Raw genomic sequence first — 23,413 nt, forward strand, 5'->3', positions numbered from 1 at the left:
AAAACCGCAGGTCGCCAGGAGCGGCCTCGCCCCATAAGTCATATCGACGTCACGTGGCCGTCACTCCATGAGCGAATTCGCTCAATTGGCACAGCACTTGCCTCTGGTGTCCTTGAGGCGGCACCGCGAACGTTCGCGTTTGTCGTTCCCAACAACGTGAATCCATCCGAGGAAGCCATGCGCACCGAACTAAAATCGATCGATTGGTTGAAAGTGTTTGACCAAGAACCGGACGTTGGCCTGACGGTCGTCGGGGAGAATGGCCAGATCATTCATTACAATCACGCCGCCCTCCGTTTGTTCGGAGTCGACGACGAGGACTTGCTCGACAAAAACCTTCACGATGTCTTTTCGGAGGAATACGTCCGTGAACGAATGTCCTGGGTCCAAGAGGTCATCGACACGAACAAGCCACTTCGAGCCACACACATCTACTGCGGTCGGATGCTGGTTTCGTCGTTCTACCCTCACCATGATGACGATCAGCATTTTGCAGTGATTCTGACCCGGCTGGATGGCGTGATCCCAGAAGGGAACATCAAGGAAACGCAAAGTCAGTTCATCGACTTAGGACCGCTCTCGGTCCTCAGCCCTCGCGAATTGGAGGTGCTCGTGTTGCTGGGACAAGGCAACAGCGTTCCCGAAGTCTCGCGACTCCTGTACCGCAGTCCCCGGACGATCGAGCGGCACAAAACGGAGATTGGTCACAAGCTTGGTGTCTCATCGATCTCACAACTCACGCGGTTGGTTGCCCAAGCGGGCCTTCGTCCGGAACACCTGCCGTTGCAACGCTTTGACGCCGTCAGAAAACCGCACGATTGCACGCCTGACTTGTTGCCAGTGAACACAGAAGCATCCTCTTCAACCGTTTAACCGAGCTCGGCGGCTCGGTTGCCCAACATCACTCTCCACTTAGCTCCATTCTGGTGACTGTTGGACGTCTGCACTGGATGCTGCACCAGGTGACGATCAAGTGAATCGTTCCGTTCAACGATTCAACAACGCGCCATGAATCGGTGTCAGTGTTCTGGGGCCGCGAGATCATTTCATTCGGGCAGACCGGCGTCGATCAGGTGGCAACCAAACTCTCCAGCGACGGAAATGGTTCCTGTGCCATCTGAACCTCCCTCGCCTCCATGAATTGCTCCTTTGAAAACACTGGCTTTCAGGGGCAATCACGCTCGGCTGGTGGTCCCAAACGTCTTCCATGTGACCACACAGGGACTTGACACGGCATCCCAACGGCTCAGACTGCACCCCCCGCACATTTTACGGCCGCGATATCCCTGTTGCGGAGTTTGCTTCTGCGTCGAATTCTATGTCAACTCACGAAGACACTTCCCGCAGCTTGATCGTTCGACTTCGCAACCGCGAATCGGATGCTTGGTCTCGATTTTCGATGATCTATTGCCCTTTGGTTTACCGTTGGGCACGCCGATCGAAGTTGCAGCAAGTTGACGCCGACGACTTGGTTCAAGAAGTATTCCGTAGCGTCTCGACCAGCATTGATTCCTATCGTGAGAGCATCGAGACAGGGAGTTTTCGTCGCTGGTTGTGGGGAATCACCCACCACAAGTTGATGGATCACTTTCGTCGATTGACAGCCAATCCCCGAGCCGAGGGTGGATCGGGTGCCCACGAGAAAATGAAACAGGTTCTCGATTCTTGCTCCGATGAATCGAGCATTGATTCTTCGTTTGATGCGGACACCTGGATCATTCACCGAGCCCTGGGCTTGATGAAGTCTGATTTTGAAGAGCGCACTTGGCAAGCTTTTTGGAGGATGACTGTCGACAACCGCTCAGCCCAGGAAGTTGCTGATGAGTTGGGGATGAACAAAAAGGCGGTTCGTCAGGCCAAGTATCGAGTGCTGAAACAACTCCGCACAGAGCTGCGTGACGAGTTCCCTCTCGAAAGCGGTTAACCTTCCATTTCTGTGTGGCGCCCTCACGAATGTTTAGCAGAGACATCTTGGTCGTCGGAAATCAATGTCATCGATGTATCAAGTATTCAGTGCAGCCCCTTGAGGTGAAGTGATGGCCTCCGATGATTGTCCACCCGCAGAAAAACTGAGCGACTACGCGAGTGGGACACTCAGCGAAGACTTGTCGCTCGACATCTCCAACCACGTCGAGGCCTGCCCCGAGTGTGAAGACACACTCATCAGTTTGGAATCGAATGCGGACACACTGATCGGCAAAATTCGGCTCCCGCAACCCGAGGATTCGTACGCCAAGGAAGCCGGGCATGAACGAGCGATCGAACTCGTTCAAGCGATTCGTTTGGAGAGCCCCAGCGACGAAGACGCCACTTTCCCGCCTGACACCGCGACGGTGCAGTCAGAGCCCAATGCGGAGATCCCTGCCCAAATGACGGGGCGATTGGCACAATATGTTTTGCTGGAGAAATTGGGTCAGGGCGGCATGGGAGCTGTCTATCGAGCGAAGCACACGCGGCTACGGAGAATGGTGGCTCTGAAAGTTTTGCCGCCGAATTTGCTCAAGAATGCATCGGCGGTTGCACGCTTCGATCGAGAGATGCACGCCGTGGGGCAACTGGATCACCCCAACATTGTCCGCGCCAGCGACGCGGGTGAATTCGAGGGCATCCACTACCTCGTCATGGAATTGGTCGACGGCGATGACGTCGCCGTGATTGCAAGTCGCCATGGCCCGCTCCCAACGGCCGACGCTTGTGAAATCATTCGGCAAGCAGCGGTGGGGCTGTCCCATGCCAACGACAATGGATTGGTTCATCGAGATATCAAGCCATCCAATCTGATGCTGACCCAATCAGGGCAAGTCAAACTCCTGGACATGGGACTCGCTCTTCTGGAGACACCACTGGATGCTGACGACGGCCTGACTTCGGCGGGGCAAGTCATGGGGACGCTCGACTACATTGCTCCCGAGCAAGTCACCAACAGTCACGCCGTGGATATTCGAGCGGATATCTATTCGCTGGGATGCACGCTGTATCGGTTGCTCTGCGGTCATGCCCCATTTCAAGATGCCAAGTACCAAAATGCAATCTACAAGGCGATGGCACATGTGGATACCACGCCGCCCCCGCTTGCAAAGCAACGCGCGGGCTTGCCCGCCGGCCTGATTGCGATCGTCGACAAGATGCTGGCCAAAAGTCCCGACGACCGTTTCCAAACCCCCGACGAATTGGCTGCGGCATTGGCACCGCTGACCGCAGGCCATGACTTGCAAAGCCTATTGGTCGATCCATCTGCGGATGCTGCGTCACCGAGTTTCTTCGCAGGCGCAGCCGATGCAGAAACTGCGACGACGAGTTTCGTATCGTTGGCGGGGCAACCGAATACCAACGAACCGAGCGCCAGCAAGACTGTCGCGAAGCCAGTCTTGCAAACCGGTTCATCCATGAGCGGTGGCCGCCGTGTCTGGCCGCTGGTCGCTGGACTCGGCGGTGCCGCAATGATGCTGTTTGCCGCCGGCGTTTTTTTCCTCCTGACGCCCCAGGGAATGTTGCGAGTTGAAATCAACGATCCCGACATCGAGGTCCGCGTCAAAGGTGATCGCATTGTCTTGCACAGGGATGACAAAGATCCGATTTCCATGGCAGCGGGTGAGCACACACTCACGGTCACCCAGGGAGATCTCAGCTTTGACACGAAGCAATTCACGTTGAAAAGAGGTGAGACGACGACCGTCAAAGTCGAGCTGATGGACGGCGTGCTGCAAGCCACAACGTCAGATGGATCGATGCTTGGTCAAAAACAAACTCGTGTTCCTACGCCAGCTCGCAAGCCACTGCCGAAGTCAACATCGCCAGCGTTAGCGAGCGGCACTGAACAGCCCACCACCTCCCCCCTCAATGAAGACATTCGATGGGCGCATGAAGAGTTGAGAGCAGTCATCACGTTACGTAGTGAGACAGGCCATGATTCAACGATCGGTCCCGGTCAGCCGCTTCCGGAACCTCCAGGAAAGCTGATCGGGCTCACTTTGACGAAACAGAGACCAGCAACCGATTTGGATATGCGACGAGTGGGCTCCCTCACCGATCTGGAGTCATTCCATTTTGGCAGCACGACGAAATCTTCCCCGACGTTCATTGGGACCGCTCAGGGGATGCTTGAACTGGGGCGACTTTCGAAGTTGCGGTCTCTCGATCTGGGGGTTTTGCGGGAGGGAGCGGGCGGTGAGAAGGTGCTTGCAAATTTGGCCCTTGAGTATCTGCATCTTCCTTACGCCGGCGTCAATGAATGGGCAGCAGCGGCCGCGGGACACCCGACCATCACCCGCTTAAGCTGTTACCGTGCGCACATCTCCGACGCGGCATTGAAGGGGCTGGAACAGGGCCAGAGGTTGAAGATGCTCGATCTTGGAGACTCCCCAGTCGCAAGCCCTGCAGCGATTGAGCACTTCACCGCTGCCGTGCCGGGATGCAGCATCCGACTACCAAATTTTGAGGTCATTGACCCTCGCGGAAATCAGTTTGGCAGCGTGCGGCGAAATGTGTCATGGAAACAAGCGATCGGTGGAGAACCGCGGATGAGTCCTCCATTGCCAACCGCAGTCACAGACAGCGGCAAAAGCCCAACCCCCGAGGAAGACATTCGCTGGGCTCATGAAGTCTTGAAAGCAGGCATCACCCTCCGCAGTGATACAGGAAAGGAGTCCACAGTCACCCCGGAGCAGCCGCTGCCAGAAAATCCAGGGACACTGGTAGGCATCACCTTGGCGGGACAAAAATCAGCAACCGATTTGGATCTGCAACGCGTGGCAGGCTTCGCCGATTTGGAAACACTTGTTTTTGCCCATTCGCCTAATTCCAGCCCCAACTTTGTAGGCAGCCATCAAGGAATCCTTGAGCTAGCGAGGCTTCCCAAGTTGCGGTCGCTTTCCGTCCACTATCTGCCGGGAGTAGGTGGAGAAGAAGTACTCAAGGACCTGCGTCTTGATTCTTTAAGCCTGCCTTGGGCCGACGTCAACGAGTGGGCGGCCGCAGCGGCAGGGCATCCAACACTTACCACGATCAGCGCCTACGGGACACAACTTTCCGATGCGGCACTGAAGGGTCTGGATGAGAATAAAGGACTGAAGTTGCTCGATCTCTCTGGAGCTGGAAGTCTAAGCCCCGAAGCGATTCAACATTTCGCGGACTCCGTCCCCGGATGCCGCATCAGATTGTCGAAATCGGAATTCATCGAACCGCGTGAAAAAGAGTCAGGTGCCGTGAATCGCAACGTGTCGTCGACTGAAACGATCGGTGGAGAACCGCGGATGAGTCCTGCATTGCCAACCGCAGTCAAAGACAGCGGCAAAAGCCCAACCCCCGAGGAAGACATTCGTTGGGCTCATGACGTTTTAAAAGCAATCATTACCCTGCGTCGTGATACCGGTAGCATGTCCACCATCACTGCGGATGAACCGCTCCCTGAGGATCCCGGGACACTGGTTGGTATCAAACTAACACCACTTCGCACAGCGACCGATTCCGACCTGCAACGGATCGGATCATTCACCGATCTGGAGTCCTTTTCAACCGGTAAAGCGCTGACGGGAGCTCCCACGATTCAGGGGACCGCTCAAGGGATCCTCGAACTGGGACGCCTTCCAAATTTGCGAACGCTTGACCTACATTCCTGGACTGGACTGGGTGGCAAGGAGCTTCTGGAGAATTTGCAAATCAGCAGTTTGCGTCTCCCTTCCGATCGCGTCAATGAATGGGCGGCTGCGGCAGTGGGACATCCCACGATTACCAGTCTCAGCGCCTTCGTGACGCATCTCACGGACACGTCGCTCATGAACTTAGAACAGAACTCGGCGTTGAAGCATATCGATCTCCGATACAATCCAAAACTGACTCGCGCTGCGGTCAACCATTTTGCTGCTGCCTTACCGGGATGCCAGATTCAGTTGCCGGACTATGACTCTCTGGAAGCTCGCGAACGAATGTGGGCCGGTCTCGCGCCCCGAGAGGGTTCGACAGATGGAGCGACGCCAGTTCAAAACGATGAAGGTGAAACGGGCGGCTTCAGCCCAACCCCTGGCGAGGACATTCATTGGGCAATCCATGAACTCAAGGCGGTGGTTACCCTGCGTTCTGAGATCGGCACAATCGCCACCGTCATCCTCGGTCAACCACTCCCAAAACTTCCCAGCATGGTGGTCGCGATCGAATTTTCAGAACGGACGGTCGCAACGGATAACGATCTTCGCCGCGTGGCAAGCTTCAGCCACTTAGAATCTCTCTCCTTTGGTTATCGGGATAGTGAGGGAGCGAAGTACATAGGAAGCGACCGGGGTATCCTTGAGCTGGCAAGGCTACAACACCTGCAGGTGCTGAACGTTCACGCTGTGCCGGAGGTGGGCGGTCAAGAGATTCTCCGAAAACTACACCTGGAGCATTTGTATCTCCCCCACGAAGGCACGGATGCGTGGGCAACAGCGGTTGCAGGGCATCCCACATTCACCAGCCTCAACGCCTTCCGAACCGGCCTTTCAGATGAGGCTCTGAAAGGATTGGAACAGAACAAGGGTTTGAAGGTGCTCAATGTTTCAGGAGCCGCAAACCTAAGCCCTGAAGCCATTCAACATTTTGCGGAAGCTGTTCCGGCGTGTCGAATCAAGCTGGATCACCTCCAGTTCATCGAACCTCGCCATACGGAACCGACGCTCCAGGAGTGAACTTGCGTTCCCTCCAGCGAAGTCGGTTCGCAAATTTTCTTGTGGCGCCTTTTCGAAAGACTTTTCAGACGGGGAGTGATCGATGCTTCAAAACATCGTTTTCGAAATCTGAGACGGCAGAAACAGTCGCAATACCAAGGGAACGAGGCGAACCACACCATGTCCACACGGACCTTCCGCGACCGATTTCTGCGCCGCAAACCAGCCCGCCCCAACCCAGGCAGGCGCCGCTCGTTTCGGCTGGAACAACTCGAAAAACGCAACCTGCTCGCGACTTACATCGTCGACAGCCTCACTGACGATGGCTCGGGCGGTACGACGCTGCGTGAAGCAGTCGAAGCGGCGTCCTTCAATGAAGCCCGTCACGGTTTGCCAGCGGGTGAAAGCAGCGACGTCATCCGCTTTGCTGATTCCCTCTTCTTCGATGGGCCAGCGACACTGACGATGCGGCCCGAGTTGTATACGACGAAACCCTACCCACGAGCAAGCTACTTTGTGCCTGGTGCGATGCACGTATTCGCCGACACGGCAGCGGATACTCAGGCGGTTTTCCCCGCGTTCGTGGAAGGAACCATCACCATCATTGGGCCTGGTGCAGACCTGCTGTCGATCGACGCAAATGGTAGCCAAAGTATCTTCGTCATTGATGATCAGGTCAAACTGAGCGGGATGCAATTGACTGGAAGCTCCGGCAGAGCCATCACCAATGCAACTTACACCAACGCAGCTACCAGCGCTGTCGAGACCGCTACCATTGATCTTGAAATCAATGACATGATCGTTCGTGGCAACCCCGGCGGGGCCGCTGCGTTGTCAAGAGGCGTGATCACGATTCGAAATAGCGTGATTGAGAACAATGGCTTCGCGGACGAGATGACCAGGGTCGAAAGTGGTGGTGCCCTGTTCGTGACCTCCTTGGGATACCAAGAGGTTTCGTCGCTCATCGTGGAAGATTCTGTGATCCGAGGGAACCAGGCTCTCAATGGTGGTGGCATTGGCGTTGACGAAGGGAGCGTGGTTGTCTCTCGAAGCACCATTGAGATGAACTCCGCTATCGGCAATTCCGACCAGCAATCCAGTGGCGGAGGGATCTACCTTGATCCCGTCAGCAAGCAAGCCGATGTCTCAATCTACGAGTCGGAAATTCGTTCCAACACCGCGTCGCAGGGCGGAGGAATCTACTTGAGCGACGGAAGTACGCGGGGTAGTTCCAAAGAGTCTGTCGTCCGTGTTCGCGACAGCAACATCATCGGCAATCAGGCAACCGTATCAGGCGGAGGTGTTTCGGTGTTCGCTGGAAGCAACGCTAGCGAGTCTCCCAAATTGGTGCTTAGCAACAGCTCTGTCACTCTGAATTCGGCTCCGATCGGTGGCGGAGTTGACAACGTCGGTGGCGTACTTGAAATCACTGGCAGCAGTTTCACCGACAATGAAGCCTCCGAGAACGGAGGCGCGATTGCTTCACGGCAATCCGACACTCCACTCGCGTCCGATCATCCCACAGCGACTATCAGTAATTCAACGATCTCCGGGAACCGATCCTCGGGCGTTGGCGGCGGAATCTTTTACGACCCCCGACCCGAATCTGCGGACGATGCAAAACTCACTTTGATCAACACGACGATCACGCTGAACCAGGCGGGAACGGGTGGCGGTCTCGCGATCAACGAAGCCGATGGGCTTCCGACCTCCAAGCTGGTCAATACGATCGTCGCTGGAAACACGCTGGCTGGAGATTCCACTGCGAGCGATATCCATCTGGTGTCGTCAGCACCCATTTTAGTGGCCCAGAGTCGGTTCAATCTGATTGGTGATCCCGCCACGGCGGGCGGTCTTGTCGATGATCGCAATGAAGCAACGGGAAACGGAAACATCGTTGGCGATCTGCTTGGACAACCTCTGAATCTCGACGCGATTCTGTTTCGAAACTTAGCCGACAATCTGGGCGGACCAGCGTTGCCGCCGCTATTTGGAACCGGAAGACAAATTCAACGTCCGGCGATGCACTCGCTGAAACTGGATAGCCCGGCCATGGATGCAGGGACTCCTTTCCTGCCGTCGGCTGTGGACGGGATTCGCTTTGACGACAATGGCGATCCAATCGTCCCGGTCGACGCTCCCTATTCCGATGCCTTGCACGCCGATGGGCGTGGCTATCCGTTCTTGCGCCGAGACAGTTTTCTAGGCGGTGGTGGAATCGTCGCCGGGGCCGTGGATATCGGAGCCTACGAAAATCAAATCAGACCGATCTTCACGGGTAGCGAACTGGTCGTCTCGACATTGGATGACGAAAATGATGGCGACTATTCATATGGTGAGCTCTCGCTTCGCGAAGCGGTTGCAATTGCAAATCTTTCTCCGGATGACAACGGAATCCGATTCGCTCCCTCGCTGATCGAAACCGACGCAGGCGAGATTTCGACGATCTATCTGACCAGTCCGATTGAAATTCTGTTCAACGTGACGGTTTCAGGACCGGGCAGCGATCTCTTGCAGATCAGCGGCGGTCATGGAACACGAATGCTTGAAATCGGACCACTCGCTACAACATCGATTTCTGGATTGGCGTTTGTCGATGGTCTCGGCGAAAGCCCCCGCTTTGATCAAACTCAATTTGACGGGGCGTCCATCACAGCACAGGGTGGCGCGATCTTCAACGCCGGAAAAACGACGATCGAGGATGCACTGTTTGCGAGAAACACGAGCCTGGCAACAGAAAAAGTTGGATTCGAGGCGGCAGCCGCCGATGGCGGCGGCGCGATCTCCAACGCGGGTGTCATGACGATCAAAGACACGGTCTTTCGTGACAATTCCTCCGAGTCCAACGGGGGCGCAATTACCAATCACGCACTACCTTTCGGGGCGTTTGACCTTCAAATTGGGTTGACGAACAGCCCCACACTTGCAATTGGCCCCAATGTTCAATTTGAGAACAATCATGCCGACACCGATGGCGGTGCGATTCAGACATGGCAACCCATTTCCATTGTCGATTCGACATTCACCGGTAACTCGGCAGGTCGCGATGGTGGTGCCATCGCTTTTGGCATCGAGTACCGAGGGGTGGGTCTTTACGTGTACGACTCGCCGGGGCAAGACCTGGTTCAACGATCCGAATTCCGCAACAACCAGGCAGCCAATTACGGCGGAGCAATCACAGTCAATGACAAAGCATCCGTTCGAGTCGTCGACTCAATCGTTGATCAAAACAACTCATCATACGGTGGGGGAATCGAAGCAGTCGGATACCTCGAACTAGAACGCACCACCGTTTCGCGAAATGTTGCAACGGTGAGTGGGGGTGGACTCGCGTTTTTTGGCCAGGGGATCTTCACGATCAACAGCAGTACGATTTCAGGAAATCGTGTTCAAGGAGTTGTCCCCGGTTACGGCGGTGGCATTTCCATTCAGAAGAACGCCAGAGAAAGCGCAACCATTTATCAACCGACGTCACAGTCTCAACAGATCAATGACAGCACCATTTCCGGGAACCAAGTCATTTCCGCCTTGGGACTCAATGCATTGGGTTCTGGACTTTGGACGAACGATCAAATCACACTCACCAACAGCATCGTCAGTGGCAACTTCCAAGACAATGGTATCGGCCCTCAAGTCTTTATCAGAGAGACTGGTAGCATCCATGCACCACTTCCAAATATCATTCCCAACTACAACTCGACAATCTCTGGCGTCAACGATCTAAGTAGATTTTCAGGCGCAACAACGATCACCGTCGACCCGAACTTGCAGTCGCTCGCCGACAACGGCGGTCGAGCGGAAACGAACGCGATTGGACCGACCAGCGTCGCAATCGACAATGGACAACGCCAAGGACTGCTCGATCAACGCGGATACCCGGTCACCGATCAATTGGATCCGTTCTTTGATTTACGGGATGATGATGGTGAAGTTGGTGACATCGGCGCCTATGAATCGAGCCAAGTTCATATCGTCGACTTCACATCCGAAACACGCAACGCAAGTCAATATGGAACCGCTGAGGCCGTCAGTTTTGGACTGGGAATTGACGACGGGAAACCGAACAGCACCATCCCGAAGGATCCTGGTTTCCTGGGGATCGAATTCAACAAGACTTTCAATGTTGGCCCCGGCATCTACGAGGATCCGCTCTTCGGTTCCGAGTGGGGTGCCAATGCCAACGCCAATGTCCAAGGCAAGTTGGGATTGGAATACGGTTATTTTATCAACTCAGGCAGCGTCGATACGTTTTACGATGGTCAATTCGCTTACCGAGTGGACCAACTGCCCAACACGGATGACTTCGTCATCAACACCAGTTCGACGCTGACCGATGGCAAGCTGTTCACGACGTCACCACGGGTCAGCGCGTACGCGGACTTGGTGCTTCAGTTCAACGCCTCCATTGCGGGTACCGCATGTGTGATTTCATGCGTGAGCGGATCGGTTCCGATCGGTATTGACACCAAGGTGCCGCTGTTTTCCATCAACCGTCAAGAGGAAGACGACAACGGCAACAAACTCTTTCTCGGCGCGAACGGTCTCACGACCGATAGCGCTGGTGGCACGAACCCGCCTGCCTTTGATGGTGACATTGTGGTCGCCGGTTTGGATTTGCAATCGGCGCTGGACATCGACTTGTCCGATGGGGATGACAGCCAAACCGACAAACTGGGGAGCATCCGAACGGAGCGACGCCAAGCAGAGATTGACAAGGCTGCCGGCAAACCAGGCGACCATGACGCCATCATTCGCAACGCGGTTGCCGCCGAAAAAAGTGCGACGCAGAAAAAGAAGGGGAGTGTGGAGGTTTCTAGCCCCGCCTTCACTTTGTCGTTCGGGCAAGCGGAGGACTTGCTTGGTGTCGAAGTTGGTTTGAGTGTGGGTGCCAGTGCCAAAGCGGGGCCAGTGAGTGCAGAGATAACGAAGAACCTTGGGAAAATTGCCTTGACGGTTCCCGAAATTGATCTTTCGGACACCACCTTCGACACCCCGCAGGGCAAGCTATCCGCGACAACCGACGATTTTGCGATCGGATCCAATGTGGATGCCAAACGACAAATCGCTGCACTATCGGTCGACGTCGGTGCCTTGGGGCCGTTCGGTGTCTACAACCTTTCGGCGGGGCCGATTGATATTGAAGCCACCACCGTCTCCTACGTGATCTCGCCGCGACTGGCAATCTCTCAAGATGTTTCCGTCGAACCGTTTTTTGATGAGTCACATCAAGCCGGTTTTGATTTTGTTTTTACTGGTGGTGGCACGATCAACGTTTCCATTGGGGACGCTTCGCCTGTCGCACTTTCTTCCGGTGGCAGCATCAGCTTCATGCCGGGCAGTGAAGTTCGCATCGATGCAAATGGTAACAGCGACATTCAGGTCAATCCGTCCATCACGGTTGGCAATCGATTCTCCAATGACATCGGATTGGAGTTTGATGTTCTCGGCGTGCTGGAAGTCTTGAGGCTGAAACTGAACGCGTTTGGAGAGCAGCTGTTTGACATTGGGCCGCTGTATGAAACCTCGCATTCGCTGCTCGATGCGATCGGCGTCGATGCGCTCGATTTTGGCTCGATCTTTGCTTCCACGTTCAACTTGCCCGCATCCACAACGCAAATCGAATCCTTCTCGCTCAACTCGGCGGAAGAGGGCGCCGCTCGTGATGGGAAAAGTCCCGGCGCCGCATTCCTGTTGCAATCCGGTGTGCCGACTCAAATCGATCCGGTCAATGGACAGACCACCTACTTATCAGTGCCGTTGTTGGGACCTGACAATGTGCTGCACAACGACGTGCTGTTTGAAACCCAAAGCCAAGACACGGTGCTGATTCGGCCGCCGTATGGCGGCTTGACGCTGGAATTGCTCGATAGTTCCGGTCAAGTTCGAAGTAGTTTTGAACTGGACGTGAAAGGAACAACGTTCACCAGCGGCAACGGTCCCGAGACCTGGCGTTTAAAGGGTTTTGAGAACCTGCTCGGCAGCCAAGCTTTGTTCGGCGTCCAGTTCAGTGGCGATGCGACTCGCGAGGTCACCGTCACGGTCGAGGGTGGATCTGCTCTGTCGCTGCCCGGTGTCCATACCGATCGATTGTTAACGGCGGAGAAGCAGGAAGCACTCAACCGGGCATCGACCCTATTCGTGCGCAACTCGGATCTTGCGCTGGACATCGATGGTGATGGTCGCCTGTCCCCCACCACCGACGGGACGTTGATTGCCCGCTTCATGGATGGGCAGCGTGGGGCAACCTTGATTGCCGGAATCACATCGGACGACGTTGTTTCTGATGCAGCAACCCGAACGGATGCTGCGGAGATCGAAATGGTTTTGCAAAACCTGTTGATGCAAGGTCGTTTGGATGTGGACGACAATGACACGGTGGATCCGAAGATCGATGGCGTGCTGATCCTACGGTACATGTCGGCCATCGGTGGCTCATCGACGACTCAGCAGGCCTTGACCGATGGTTTGGATTTGAATGCCCTGGGTGGACGGCGAACACTGCCCGCGGACATTCGAGCGTTCATGGAGGGAGGGGAAAGCCCTCCGCTAAATCAAACCTTTGCCGACGATGTGCTGTCGCTGTCAGACCGATCCGGTATTCCTCGGTTTCGTGTTTCCAGCAGCGCCGTAACGGGTTCGTCGCCTTTTGCCCCCGTCCTAACACCGTTTGTTAGCGGCACAGGCATTTTCACACTTGACACGTTGGGCAGCACCGTGACGTTTGACGAGACCTACTTGGTCGATGCAAATGATCCGAGTACCCGCACACTCGTACGCAGCCGCGCCGAGGGCACTCCAGCTCGCACGATCGATCTTCCCGAAGAGTTTCAAAAGTACCTCGGCGATCCGCTGTCACCTGAGATCGATACTTTGCTCGGCCGGTTTGAAACACCGACCCCGGCTCGAACACAGATACTGGGTCTCGAGGAACCGATCTTTGTGCGGGTCCCGGATGCATCGGGATACGAATTCACTTTGCCAGCGGGCCTGACCGCGAAGGAAATTCATTTTGATCCGAATGTTGGTGGGAACCTGTTCTTGCAACACACCGAAGCAAATTCGGGAACAAACATTGACTTTGACCTGTTCATTGCGTCGACCGGGGAGTGGCGAGAAGTGTCAATGAGCACCCCGTTTACTTTGCCGGCGGGAGTTTCCACTTTCGAACTCTATCCGAGACCGATCGTGACTTCGCGACTGCTAGACCCGAACGATGATGGCGACGTGAACTTGGATTTGACGGTAGGTTTGGTTCTTGAGGGGAATCAAACGTCCTCACCCGCACTGACGGTCAACGTGCTCGCTGATCGACAAGAGCTCATCAACCTGTATGAAATCCAAGTTGGAGTCGGATCGGATTCAGCCGCTTTCGAAACCCGGATCGCGCGTGACGGTGCCTACGTGGCAATTAGCACGAATGAGGTTCAGTCGAGCCTGTCGAGCCAACGCATTGATCTTGATGTCGATGTTTCCAATGACTACCCAAGAATGTTGGTGAAGTTTAGCAGAGGTACGCTCGAAGACTTGCCGTCAGGCCTCTATCGCGTTTGGGCGAATTGGGCAGCCGACCCCAATGTGGGGACCTATTTTGGAGGGATTGAATACACCGCTTCCACGAGTGAGGATGGGCTATCCACTGTCAAGAAATTCGAAGTGGATCCACGGCGGTTTCCAAACCAAGATTTGGTTGTCAACGGACTCGTCTATCAGGAATTGTTTGATATTCGTGTGGGTGGAAACGCACTCAGCATCGGTGCTATCGATTTGAACCGAATCAGGCGAGACATCTATGTCCAACGCATTGATGATACCGTAAACGTTGATGTGACTCAGAATCCCTCCAGCGGCATTCCCCTTGCTCTCGCTCCATCGTACGCACAGGAGTTTCCTGGCCGCTCAGCGGTCTCGGTCACGGCGACCGCTGCAGGTTTCAAGCCGATGACGGATACCTACAGCGTGACACTGACGGATCAACCGTTTGGTTCGGTTCCCACTCACGGCATCGCCGATCAGATTGTGCCACTGGGAACGACTCAACACATGATCGATCTTTCTAGTGTCTTTGATGCGCCGGATCTGATTCTTTCGGTTGAGTCAAACAACTCGTTGGTGACCGTGGCGATCGACGGCGACAACTTAAGCATTGGGTTCACTGAAAACGCATCCGCAAAGGTCTTCCTGACAGCCCAAAATGCTTCCGGCATGTTGATGGGGACCGACACATTCGTGATTTCAACCGGAGATTCAAGTGTCCGTCGGACGACCGTTCTGGATCCTATTTCAGACAAAATTGTTCCGGTGACGCTGCCCGCCGTTTATCGATATCGGTTTAACGACGAGTCGCTCAATGAAGATTCAGGCGGCCCTTCACTCGTGGCGGTGGGGGGGGCGTTCAGCGATTTCGGATACAGGTTTGGTGAAAACGAAGGCCTCAATCTTTCATCGGTGCTCTCCGACCCAGGTGAATACAGAATCGAGTTCGACTTTGCATTTGATGAGTATTTTGGATTCCAAAAGATCATCGACTTCAAGGGCCTCACCAGTGACAACGGACTCTACACCAATGGGCATCAACTCGCGTTCTATCCGATCGCCGATTCAACGTTCAACCTCCCGTACGGTCTCACCACGGGAGGACGGTATCGCCTTCAAATCACACGCGATGCTGAAACTTCCCAAGTCACCGTCTCAATAGCAAACGAAGAAGTAATCAAGTTCATCGATGATTCAGGAATCGCTATTTTCAGCGGCCCAAACAATACGATTCGTCTGTTTCAAGATGACCAGTCAACAGGTTCATGGGAGGCCGGAAGCGGATGGGTGGACAACCTTCAAGTCCGTGACGGGCTGATTGATCCGTTCAAGTTGGCGTCCGTGACCGATTTCAGTACTCGGTATAGCGATCGCGAGTTCGTCACCTATTCCTCGCTCGATGCAGGGAACTCTGGGCCGCTACCCGACCAATTGGGGCCCGATCGAGCTGTGGTGGTGACGGGCAAGCCAGACGCGGAAGACACTCTGATCTTGGATGCGCGGACCGGGCCACTCTATCAGCCATTCCGGTTTCACGCAGAGCCAGGTGAAGTTGCGCCCGCCACCGGCTGGACGGACGAGATCGTCATTCAAGGCGAGGGCGTTCAGATTGACCTTCGTGAATCAGAAATCCAAGGCATCGGCCGCATCGATCTTCGTGGATCAGGGCCAAACACGTTGATCGTGACCGCCGATGCATTGTTCAACAATGATCCCGGATTGCATCCGTTGATTGTGATTGCGGAGGCCGACGATACCGTGATCCGCGCGGGCGACACCGCTTGGATAAAACTTCCTGCTCGTCAACTCGATCCCACTTCGGGTTTGAACTTCGATGTTTACCAAAGTGGGGCGGCGGTGCTTTGGGTGTCTGCCCCGTCAGCGACCCTGCCTCCCACGGCTCCGGCCGAAGGCCCCGATTTCGATTTCCCTCAGTCGACACTTTCAGCCGAGTTGACCAACGAATTGGAAGTCCCTGGGCAGATCGTCTTGGTTCCTCCCTCCGATGCAAACTTGATGGCGGGCGAGAGGTTCACGATTGACGTGCTGTACAACATTGATGATGCAAGCGGATTGATCCCGCCAGCGATCTTGGTGGAAGTTCACTATGATTCGACAAAAATTGCGTTTTCAGACCTGCCTTTCCTGCTTGCCAACGGCTTGGTCAATGACATCGATTCGGAAAGCCCCGAATTCGAAACTGTCGACGACGGCAATGTGCGAACGAATCGAACGCTGATCTTTTCGTTCACCGATTTCCTGGGTGCTTGGCCAGCGGAAGCAACCCAATCCACCAAGCTTGCCACAATTGAGTTTCAAGGCGGAGACGCGACCGGAATCACGGACATCCGGCTGACCGGACTGTCCTCCAATGGGTTCATCTTTGATGCCGAGGATTTCGCGTTGTTATCTGTCGATACCAACACACCGACGATCACATTGACCACTGACACTGTCACACTTGCTGCTGGCCAAACACTCAGTGACGCCTTGGCGATTATCAATCCGCAAGCCACCGACTTGGTCGACGAGCTTCCTACCATCACCAACGACGCACCATCGGTGCTGCCCACCGGGATGACGACCATCCTGTTCTCGGCAACGGACAAAGCGGGCAACACCAGCACTGCCTCCGCAACAGTCAACGTGCTCGGCCGTTCAATGGATTTCGGTGATGCTCCTTCGCTAACGCAGTCTGGATTTGCGTCGGACTACCCGGTCACCAAAGCTCAGGATGGAGCGAGCCATTCCGTGGGCAGCCTGTTCTTGGGGACATCCGTCGATGTTGAAACTGATGGCGTCCCAAGTCCGAATGCGGAAGGCGACACGGACGACGATGGCGTCGATTTCTTGGTCGATCCCGTCGCAACGATGGACAGGCTAAGCGTTTCCAGTGTTCGCGTGCATAGCTCGGGGGGGGGGATCGTGGATGCCTGGTTGGATTTCAATCGCGACGGTGACTGGAATGATCCTGGCGAGAGAATCATCAGTGGTGCTGCCGTTGATTCGGGTGACACGCTGCTCAGCTATCAGGTTCCAGCCGGAGCTTCATCGGGGACTTCCTATGCTCGGTTCCGCCTCTCGTCCCTCGGCAGTGAACTGCCCACCGGTGCCGCCGCGGATGGGGAAGTCGAAGACTATTCCGTCGAGTTGATCAGCGGTGCGACCTCTCCGACAGTCGTGGTGCAACCCGGTGCGTCAGACACTTCGCTGTTCCTGGATCCGGATCTTGTCAGATTGGTTTCCGGAGCACTGACCGTGTTCGAGGCTCCAAGCGACCAAGTGGGGACGATCGACTACCGCCCACTCGTGACGCCCGAAGCAATCAATTTGATGTTGGCAGCGGAACATACAGTGGCTGCCAATCAGATTCAGTTTGGCGTCTTCGCGGATGGTTCCAGTGTGAACGTCAGCGGTATTGGTGGATCGATCGACCTGACCAACGTGGCCACGCAGGCCGCCCAGGGCCGCGTGACGCTGGACCTGACCCACGGCGACCCCAGTTCCGCGACCATTGATGCGATCTTGGCACGAAAGTGGTCCATGGACTCATTGCCAATGCAAGTCATGATTGGCGTGGAGGATCGAGTGCTGTTCGCCGACGCGGATGAGTGGCGGATGACCGATCCAGTCATGACGAGTGGCGTCTTCCAACTGACAGCAGCAAACCAGAGTGGAAACGCATCCATCGTTGTCAGTTCGGCGCGGCCTTGGCAGAATTTCATTCGCCTCAACGACGTGACAAACGACGGAGTCGTGCGTGCGTCCGACGCATTGCGAATCATCAACGAGTTGAACTCACAGGACTTCTCCAGTTCCGACGGACGATTGATTGATCCGGCTTCCTTGTCAGAAAGCATGGTCTCTTACTATGACACCAGCGGCGATGGCGTTGTATCCGCACTCGATGCTCTGCGAGTCATCAACGAACTCAACGCGGTCTCAGCCGGTGGAGAGCCCCTTGAGAATGCCAGCCAGGGATCTCAACTCGCAGTCCCGATGGGACCTGCCGAACAACTTCCCCTCGCTTCCATTCCTCCAGAGGAGCCGATGCTCGCGTTCGACGCATGGAAACAGAAGCCGCGATTTGCTGCCGCCGACCTGCTGAGCACGGATCTTGTCATTCGCCAACGACTCTCGACAACAACTCCATCCGATTCTTCGGTCGAAGAATCGGTCTCCGACGAAAACTGGCGAGCGGTCGACGAACTGTTTTCGCAGAGCAATCCGCTGGAACAAAATATCTTGTGATGATTCATTGACCAGCGATGCGATCGCACTCAATCCACGGTTGGCGAACCGACGACCAAGGGAAGCGTGAACTGGTGCTCAGGGTCGGTGTTGTACTGGTCAAACACTGGCGAGTAAGTGCGGACTTGGATGGACTTGCCATCGGGAAGCAGTTCGATCAGTCGCATCCAACCGTCACCACCTTCGTGCAGCATTTGATAATTCGCCAGCATCTGGTGAACGAGGTTGCCCTGTGGCGCCTTCTCACTCAGCAACCCCGCGCCGTCGTTGAGCACATGACCTGAAAGCACCATCATGACATTGGGATGGTCGCTGATCAGCTTCGTCCAAAGATCGCCTGCGTCATTGATTCCTTCTGGACTGTCAGCAACGCCGTACTTGTACGGACTCCAGGTTTGCGACTGCGTGCGTTTCCAGTCGTACTTGGTTTCGTCGTAGTACATGTAAGCATGCGTCACGATCACGGCCAATCGATCAGGGTGTTCATTCAACAACTGATCGGCCCATTTCACAGCGCGATCACGAGGTGCCCATTCCAACGCAATCCCAATCCACTTGGCATGGTCCGTTTCAAACAAGCTGTAGTTGTTCTCCGTCTTCCCCGGGTCCATGGTGCCCTGGAAGGAAGGATGAAGTGCAAACCGTGGCTCGTCCAAGTAATCACTCATCAAGGATTCGTGCGTCGCTCCGTTTCCGCCTGGACCCATGTCATGGTTGCCAGGGGCTGCGATCACCGGAACATGGCCGAACAACTCGTCCATCGCTTGCTGTGCGTTTTCCCATTGGTCGGGCGTGTTGCGGTTGGTGATGTCACCCTCATGAAAAACCGCGACGATGTTGCGGTCTTTCAGGTGCTGGCGAATCCAACGGGTTTGAGCCAGAAAGTGCTGCGGATAGTGTTGGCTGTAAATCTGGGTGTCGGGCAGAGCAACAATGGTTGCGGACCCCTCCACGAACGGCAACGGTTCCGGCACTTGGTACGAAGGGCTGGGGTCCACCGCGGGAGCACGTTGATCCTGAACCATCCGAACGTAGTCCTGCAGTCCACGGAAGAAGCTCTTCGAGGCATCCACAAAACGGGCTGGTGCAACGGTCGTTCCGTCGGGCGATTGCCATTTATCGAAAAACAGGGATGTCAAAACAATGCGTCCCTCACCATGAGACGCTTCCAACAGCACGGGGTCGCGAGTGGATTTCCCAATCGCCGCCAACACCGCAAAACCTTGCTGATTACGAAGCGTTTCCCACGATCCAGCCCGATGATGGTTCGGCAACAACAGACGATCCTCCGCCGATGAATCGCGAGGCAATCGCTGCAGCAGCGGATGCTGCGGAGCATGCACGATCACAGGGTTGCCATCCCGATCAGTGCGTGAAGCGGAAAGGGAATCTGGCAAGAAAGCGATCGATGATTCGGTTTGGTCAGCCTGCGTTAGCTCCAACAAGACAGCTCCCGCCGCGACACGTTCGCCCAACAACTTGCGGTTGTTTTCCAGCCACTTTCGGACCGCGGCTTCCTCGCTGGCGAACGACCCGACGGCGATCAAATCAGCCACCGGCAAGGTGTCCTGTTGCAAGTCGATCGTCGCAACTTCAAACCCTGCCGCTTCCAAACCAGCCTGCAGCCCAACTTGTCCGGTCCAAGGATCCGCAACCTCAATCACAACCGCCGTCAGCACCGGTTGCTCGGCCCCCTTGGTGTCCGCCGAAAGGAACGAAGTGATGCAGCAATTGAAAACAATTGCCGAGAAAAACAAACGGTTTGAGATCGTTGGAGAAATCATGAGGTGATTCTGCAAGACAGTGAGAGAGGAAGGCAACCAATTCGCCCCCCGGTGAACGGAGCAAGGGAACGCATGGCCTCGCCCTCCGGGTAAGTTATAGTGCCTCCGCCCCCATTCACATGTGACCACCTGACCACCAGTGACATGAAAATCCTGCGAATATTCACGACCATCACGATCGGCCTTGCCATTGCCTCGACGGGGAACAGTGGCGATCTCAATTGGCCGCAATGGCGAGGCCCGGACGGGTCCGGAAAAACGTCCGCCACCCAAAGCGTGGCGCAGTGGGGCCCTGACACCAACGTGAAGTGGCGAACCGAATTGCCCGAGCCCGGCAACTCAACACCGATCTTGTGGGAAGACCTGGTGTTCGTCACCCAACCACTCACGGAATCGAATCAGCGCGCCATCCTTTGCTTCGATCGAGAGACTGGAAAGGAAAAGTGGCGACGCGGCGTCACCTACACCGAGAGCGAAGCCAGCCATCAAACCAATCCGTATTGCTCCGCTTCTCCTGTCACCGATGGCGAGCGCGTGATCGCTTGGTTCGGTTCCGCTGGGCTGGTCTGCTGGGACCTCGATGGCAATCAGCTATGGCATCGTGACCTGGGACGACAAGAGCACATGTGGGGATACGGTTCCTCTCCGATTCTGCATGAAGACTTATGCATCCTGAACTTCGGCCCCGGCAATCGTGAATTCCTGGTCGCCGTTGACAAGCGCACGGGGGAAACTCGCTGGCAGCGTGACTCGCTCGACGATGAATCCGAACGCCAACTCAGCGGCCCAGAGAATGATGGCAATGCCAACGACTTCCAAAGCGACAAAGCACGCAGCGAACGCCTCCGCGGTTCCTGGAACACGCCCATCATGGTGCAAGCAAACGGCCACTGGGAACTGGTCGCAGTGCTGCCGAGACGTGTCAGTGGATATGATCCCGAGACCGGCCAGTTGCTGTGGACCTGCGGTGATGCGGCCCCCCTTGCCTACGCGTCGCCTGTGCTCTCCGAAGGAGCCATTGTGGCATTGGGCGGATACGGCGGCGCGTCCCTCGCCGTCACGACCGGCGGCCGAGGCGATGTCACCCCGACGCATCGGCTCTGGCACAAGCCCAAAGACAGCGGGTGGCTCGGCACCGGCGTTGCGCACGACGGGCTGATCTACGTCTGTGGGCTAGGCGGCGTGCTGAGTTGCTTGGACAGTGCGACCGGCGAAGAACTTTGGAAAGCTCGCGTTGGCAGCGGGGGGACTTGGTCCAGCATCACTCAAACGGAAGACGGGTTGATGTACTTGCTCACCAAATCGGGCACCACCACCGTCTTCCGCCCTGACCGCGAGCGTTTGCAACTGGTAGCGGAAAACGAACTGGACGAACCCAGCAACGCTTCCGTGGTCATCACCGATCGCGAAGTGCTCATCCGCACCGACAAAGCACTCTGGGCATTCGCGGAGCCCACCGCAAACGAATGAGTGGCCTGTCCCAGCATCACAAGGCGCCTGAAACCAGCTTTGGCAGCTAGTGGTCTGTCAGGACTTGTTTTTAGGGTAGTGGACGAGGCCACGAGTCCTGAACTGGCGTCAAATCCAAGGACTCGTGGCCTCGTCCACTACGATCAACCCTCACTTTTAGCTGTGAGAGACCACTAGCACTTCCTGCACCTGTTCCCTGGTCAGATCCCAGATGTTCCGGCTACAATCGCCGCGAGATTGGCCGGCACTGTCACGCGATCAATGCATCCCGCGTCAGCCTCGTTGAGTGGGAAAAGCACAGTGACAACCGGCCCAAGCACGAAGGCACTGAAGAACAGCACCTGCCCAGGTGGTGGAATTGGCAGACACAGGGGACTTAAAATCCCCCGGACGTTTAGTCCTTGCGGGTTCGAGTCCCGCCCTGGGTACTTCTCTGCGACGTCGCGGAACCGATTGTGAGACGCTCTGTTTGGCAGCGTTCAGTCGGAGATGGGCCCGGCTCAAACTTCTACGAAAAAAGCCGCTCCGGCGTGAGCGGTGAGCGCTGACGCCAGAACGGCTTGAGTTGATTCGCTGACCCAGACAGGATCCTAGCGAGCCCATTGACGGAACGAGCTCTCTGGGTGCCTGAGTTCGCTCAGGGAGCGATGGGCAGATCAAAGTCGCCCGACAAGTCTCGGTAAACACAGTGGATGTGGTTGGCGGGGTTGCCAGCCGGGTCGGCTTGCGTGTTCACGAATTCGATCAAGAACCGCTTGCCGCGCACTCGGTAGTAGTGGCCGATGCCAGGTTCGAGAGCACCCGCCCAGGCGAAGTGAACGTTGTTCCAACCGTCCGTTTCGATTTGCTGCGTTCGTTCAGCAGCGACTTTTTCCGGTGCGACACTGACATACAAATCCACCACGTCACGCAGTTGTTTTTGTTGGTCAGGATTCAAACTGGAATAGGCGATCCCTTCCGGTTCTCCCACCGTCGGTTGTGGTTCACCGGCAAAGCGAATCTCAGCGAGAGCTTCTTCTGCGATGAGTGCGACTTTGAGCTGCTTGGAATCCAGTGACTTGACCAGTTTGAACGCGAGCTGTTCCTCTTGGTTCAGAACGGCAGTTCCCTTGCCCAACGTCACACTGGTTTCGTTCTTCACCACGGCTGGATTGGTCGCCATGAACTGAGGCGTGGAATCAACGACCTTCCCGCCCCGACAAACGAAGTTCAGCGACAGGTGGTGCCCTTCAAAGGACAAGCCCCAACTCGCGTCTTCGCCTTTTTCTGTGACGTCACCGAACAACGTCACGTAGTAACGTTGCGGGTTGCGTTCCCAAGCCCCTTTGCCGGCTTCCATTTCGTTGAGGACTTCTTCCAGCAACATGATCCGGTTGGCTTTGCTGTAGCCAGCTTCACTGAGTGCCGAACGGAGAAGACGCAGCGCGGCGGTTCGCTGTGCATCGTTCATCTGCTCGAGCATCAGCCCCTTGCGTTCCTTCATCGGAATGAAGTGCCAGCCAACTCGCTTGGGCGAATCAAACGCCATCACAGCATTTGCTTTTTGATCCGGCGTCAGCGTTTCCACGAACGCGACAGCGAACGTCTGCATTTGTTCAGCGGGCGAGGCGGCCAATTTCCAACCCGCCAGCCCCAAAGCAGCAACGGCGGTAAGGGACAGCAAAGCAAAACGAATCTTGTTCATGGCGGGTCGATGACAGAGGGAGGGAATCGCCGAGCAATGGTTGCTCGGAGAGG

The 23,413-nt window shown here is 55.8% G+C and carries 7 protein-coding genes and 1 tRNA gene; 6 read left to right on the forward strand and 2 right to left on the reverse strand.

Features of this window, described 5'->3' with window-relative positions; genetic code table 11:
• Positions 1-177 precede the first annotated feature (177 nt).
• From RISK_RS10065 to RISK_RS10080, 4 genes are all read left to right on the forward strand, one after another.
• Entirely contained in the window at positions 178-873 is a 696-nt protein-coding gene (locus tag RISK_RS10065) for a PAS and helix-turn-helix domain-containing protein (RefSeq protein ID WP_236696186.1), read from the forward strand.
• A gap of 445 nt (positions 874-1,318) precedes the next feature.
• Entirely contained in the window at positions 1,319-1,924 is a 606-nt protein-coding gene (locus RISK_RS10070; RefSeq protein WP_047814102.1) for an RNA polymerase sigma factor, read from the forward strand.
• A gap of 112 nt (positions 1,925-2,036) precedes the next feature.
• Complete coding sequence (locus tag RISK_RS28045) at positions 2,037-6,659, forward strand: protein kinase domain-containing protein (protein WP_053061124.1); 4,623 nt, start codon at positions 2,037-2,039, stop codon at positions 6,657-6,659.
• Between the two features lie 159 nt (positions 6,660-6,818).
• Positions 6,819-18,422, forward strand: a complete 11,604-nt coding sequence (locus RISK_RS10080; RefSeq protein ID WP_150122545.1) for a GEVED domain-containing protein — start codon at positions 6,819-6,821, stop codon at positions 18,420-18,422.
• A 29-nt stretch (positions 18,423-18,451) separates the two neighbouring features.
• Here the strand turns inward: RISK_RS10080 and RISK_RS29375 are convergent, their stop codons facing one another.
• Positions 18,452-20,206, reverse strand: coding sequence for a metallophosphoesterase (locus RISK_RS29375; protein WP_053061125.1), 1,755 nt, complete (start codon positions 20,204-20,206; stop codon positions 18,452-18,454).
• 144 nt (positions 20,207-20,350) lie between these two features.
• Between RISK_RS29375 and RISK_RS10090 the strand changes: the two genes are divergently transcribed.
• Both RISK_RS10090 and RISK_RS10095 read left to right on the forward strand, forming a co-directional pair.
• Complete coding sequence (locus RISK_RS10090; RefSeq protein WP_047814104.1) at positions 20,351-21,676, forward strand: outer membrane protein assembly factor BamB family protein; 1,326 nt, start codon at positions 20,351-20,353, stop codon at positions 21,674-21,676.
• Positions 21,677-22,019: 343 nt separating this feature from the next.
• Positions 22,020-22,104 (forward strand) — tRNA-Leu (locus tag RISK_RS10095).
• A 209-nt stretch (positions 22,105-22,313) separates the two neighbouring features.
• Here the strand turns inward: RISK_RS10095 and RISK_RS10100 are convergent.
• Positions 22,314-23,360 carry a DUF3500 domain-containing protein gene (locus tag RISK_RS10100; protein ID WP_047814105.1) on the reverse strand — a complete coding sequence of 349 codons (1,047 nt, stop codon included), beginning with the start codon at positions 23,358-23,360 and terminating at the stop codon, positions 22,314-22,316.
• Positions 23,361-23,413: the final 53 nt, after the last annotated feature.

Source organism: Rhodopirellula islandica (assembly GCF_001027925.1).
Classification (GTDB): domain Bacteria; phylum Planctomycetota; class Planctomycetia; order Pirellulales; family Pirellulaceae; genus Rhodopirellula; species Rhodopirellula islandica.

Coding starts and splice junctions, on each gene's coding strand:
- RISK_RS10065 (WP_236696186.1), top strand. CDS start 178: ATGCGCACCGAACTAAAATCGATCGATTGGTTGAAAGTGTTTGACCAA.
- RISK_RS10070 (WP_047814102.1), top strand. CDS start 1,319: ATGTCAACTCACGAAGACACTTCCCGCAGCTTGATCGTTCGACTTCGC.
- RISK_RS28045 (WP_053061124.1), top strand. CDS start 2,037: ATGGCCTCCGATGATTGTCCACCCGCAGAAAAACTGAGCGACTACGCG.
- RISK_RS10080 (WP_150122545.1), top strand. CDS start 6,819: ATGTCCACACGGACCTTCCGCGACCGATTTCTGCGCCGCAAACCAGCC.
- RISK_RS29375 (WP_053061125.1), bottom strand. CDS start 20,206: ATGATTTCTCCAACGATCTCAAACCGTTTGTTTTTCTCGGCAATTGTT.
- RISK_RS10090 (WP_047814104.1), top strand. CDS start 20,351: ATGAAAATCCTGCGAATATTCACGACCATCACGATCGGCCTTGCCATT.
- RISK_RS10100 (WP_047814105.1), bottom strand. CDS start 23,360: ATGAACAAGATTCGTTTTGCTTTGCTGTCCCTTACCGCCGTTGCTGCT.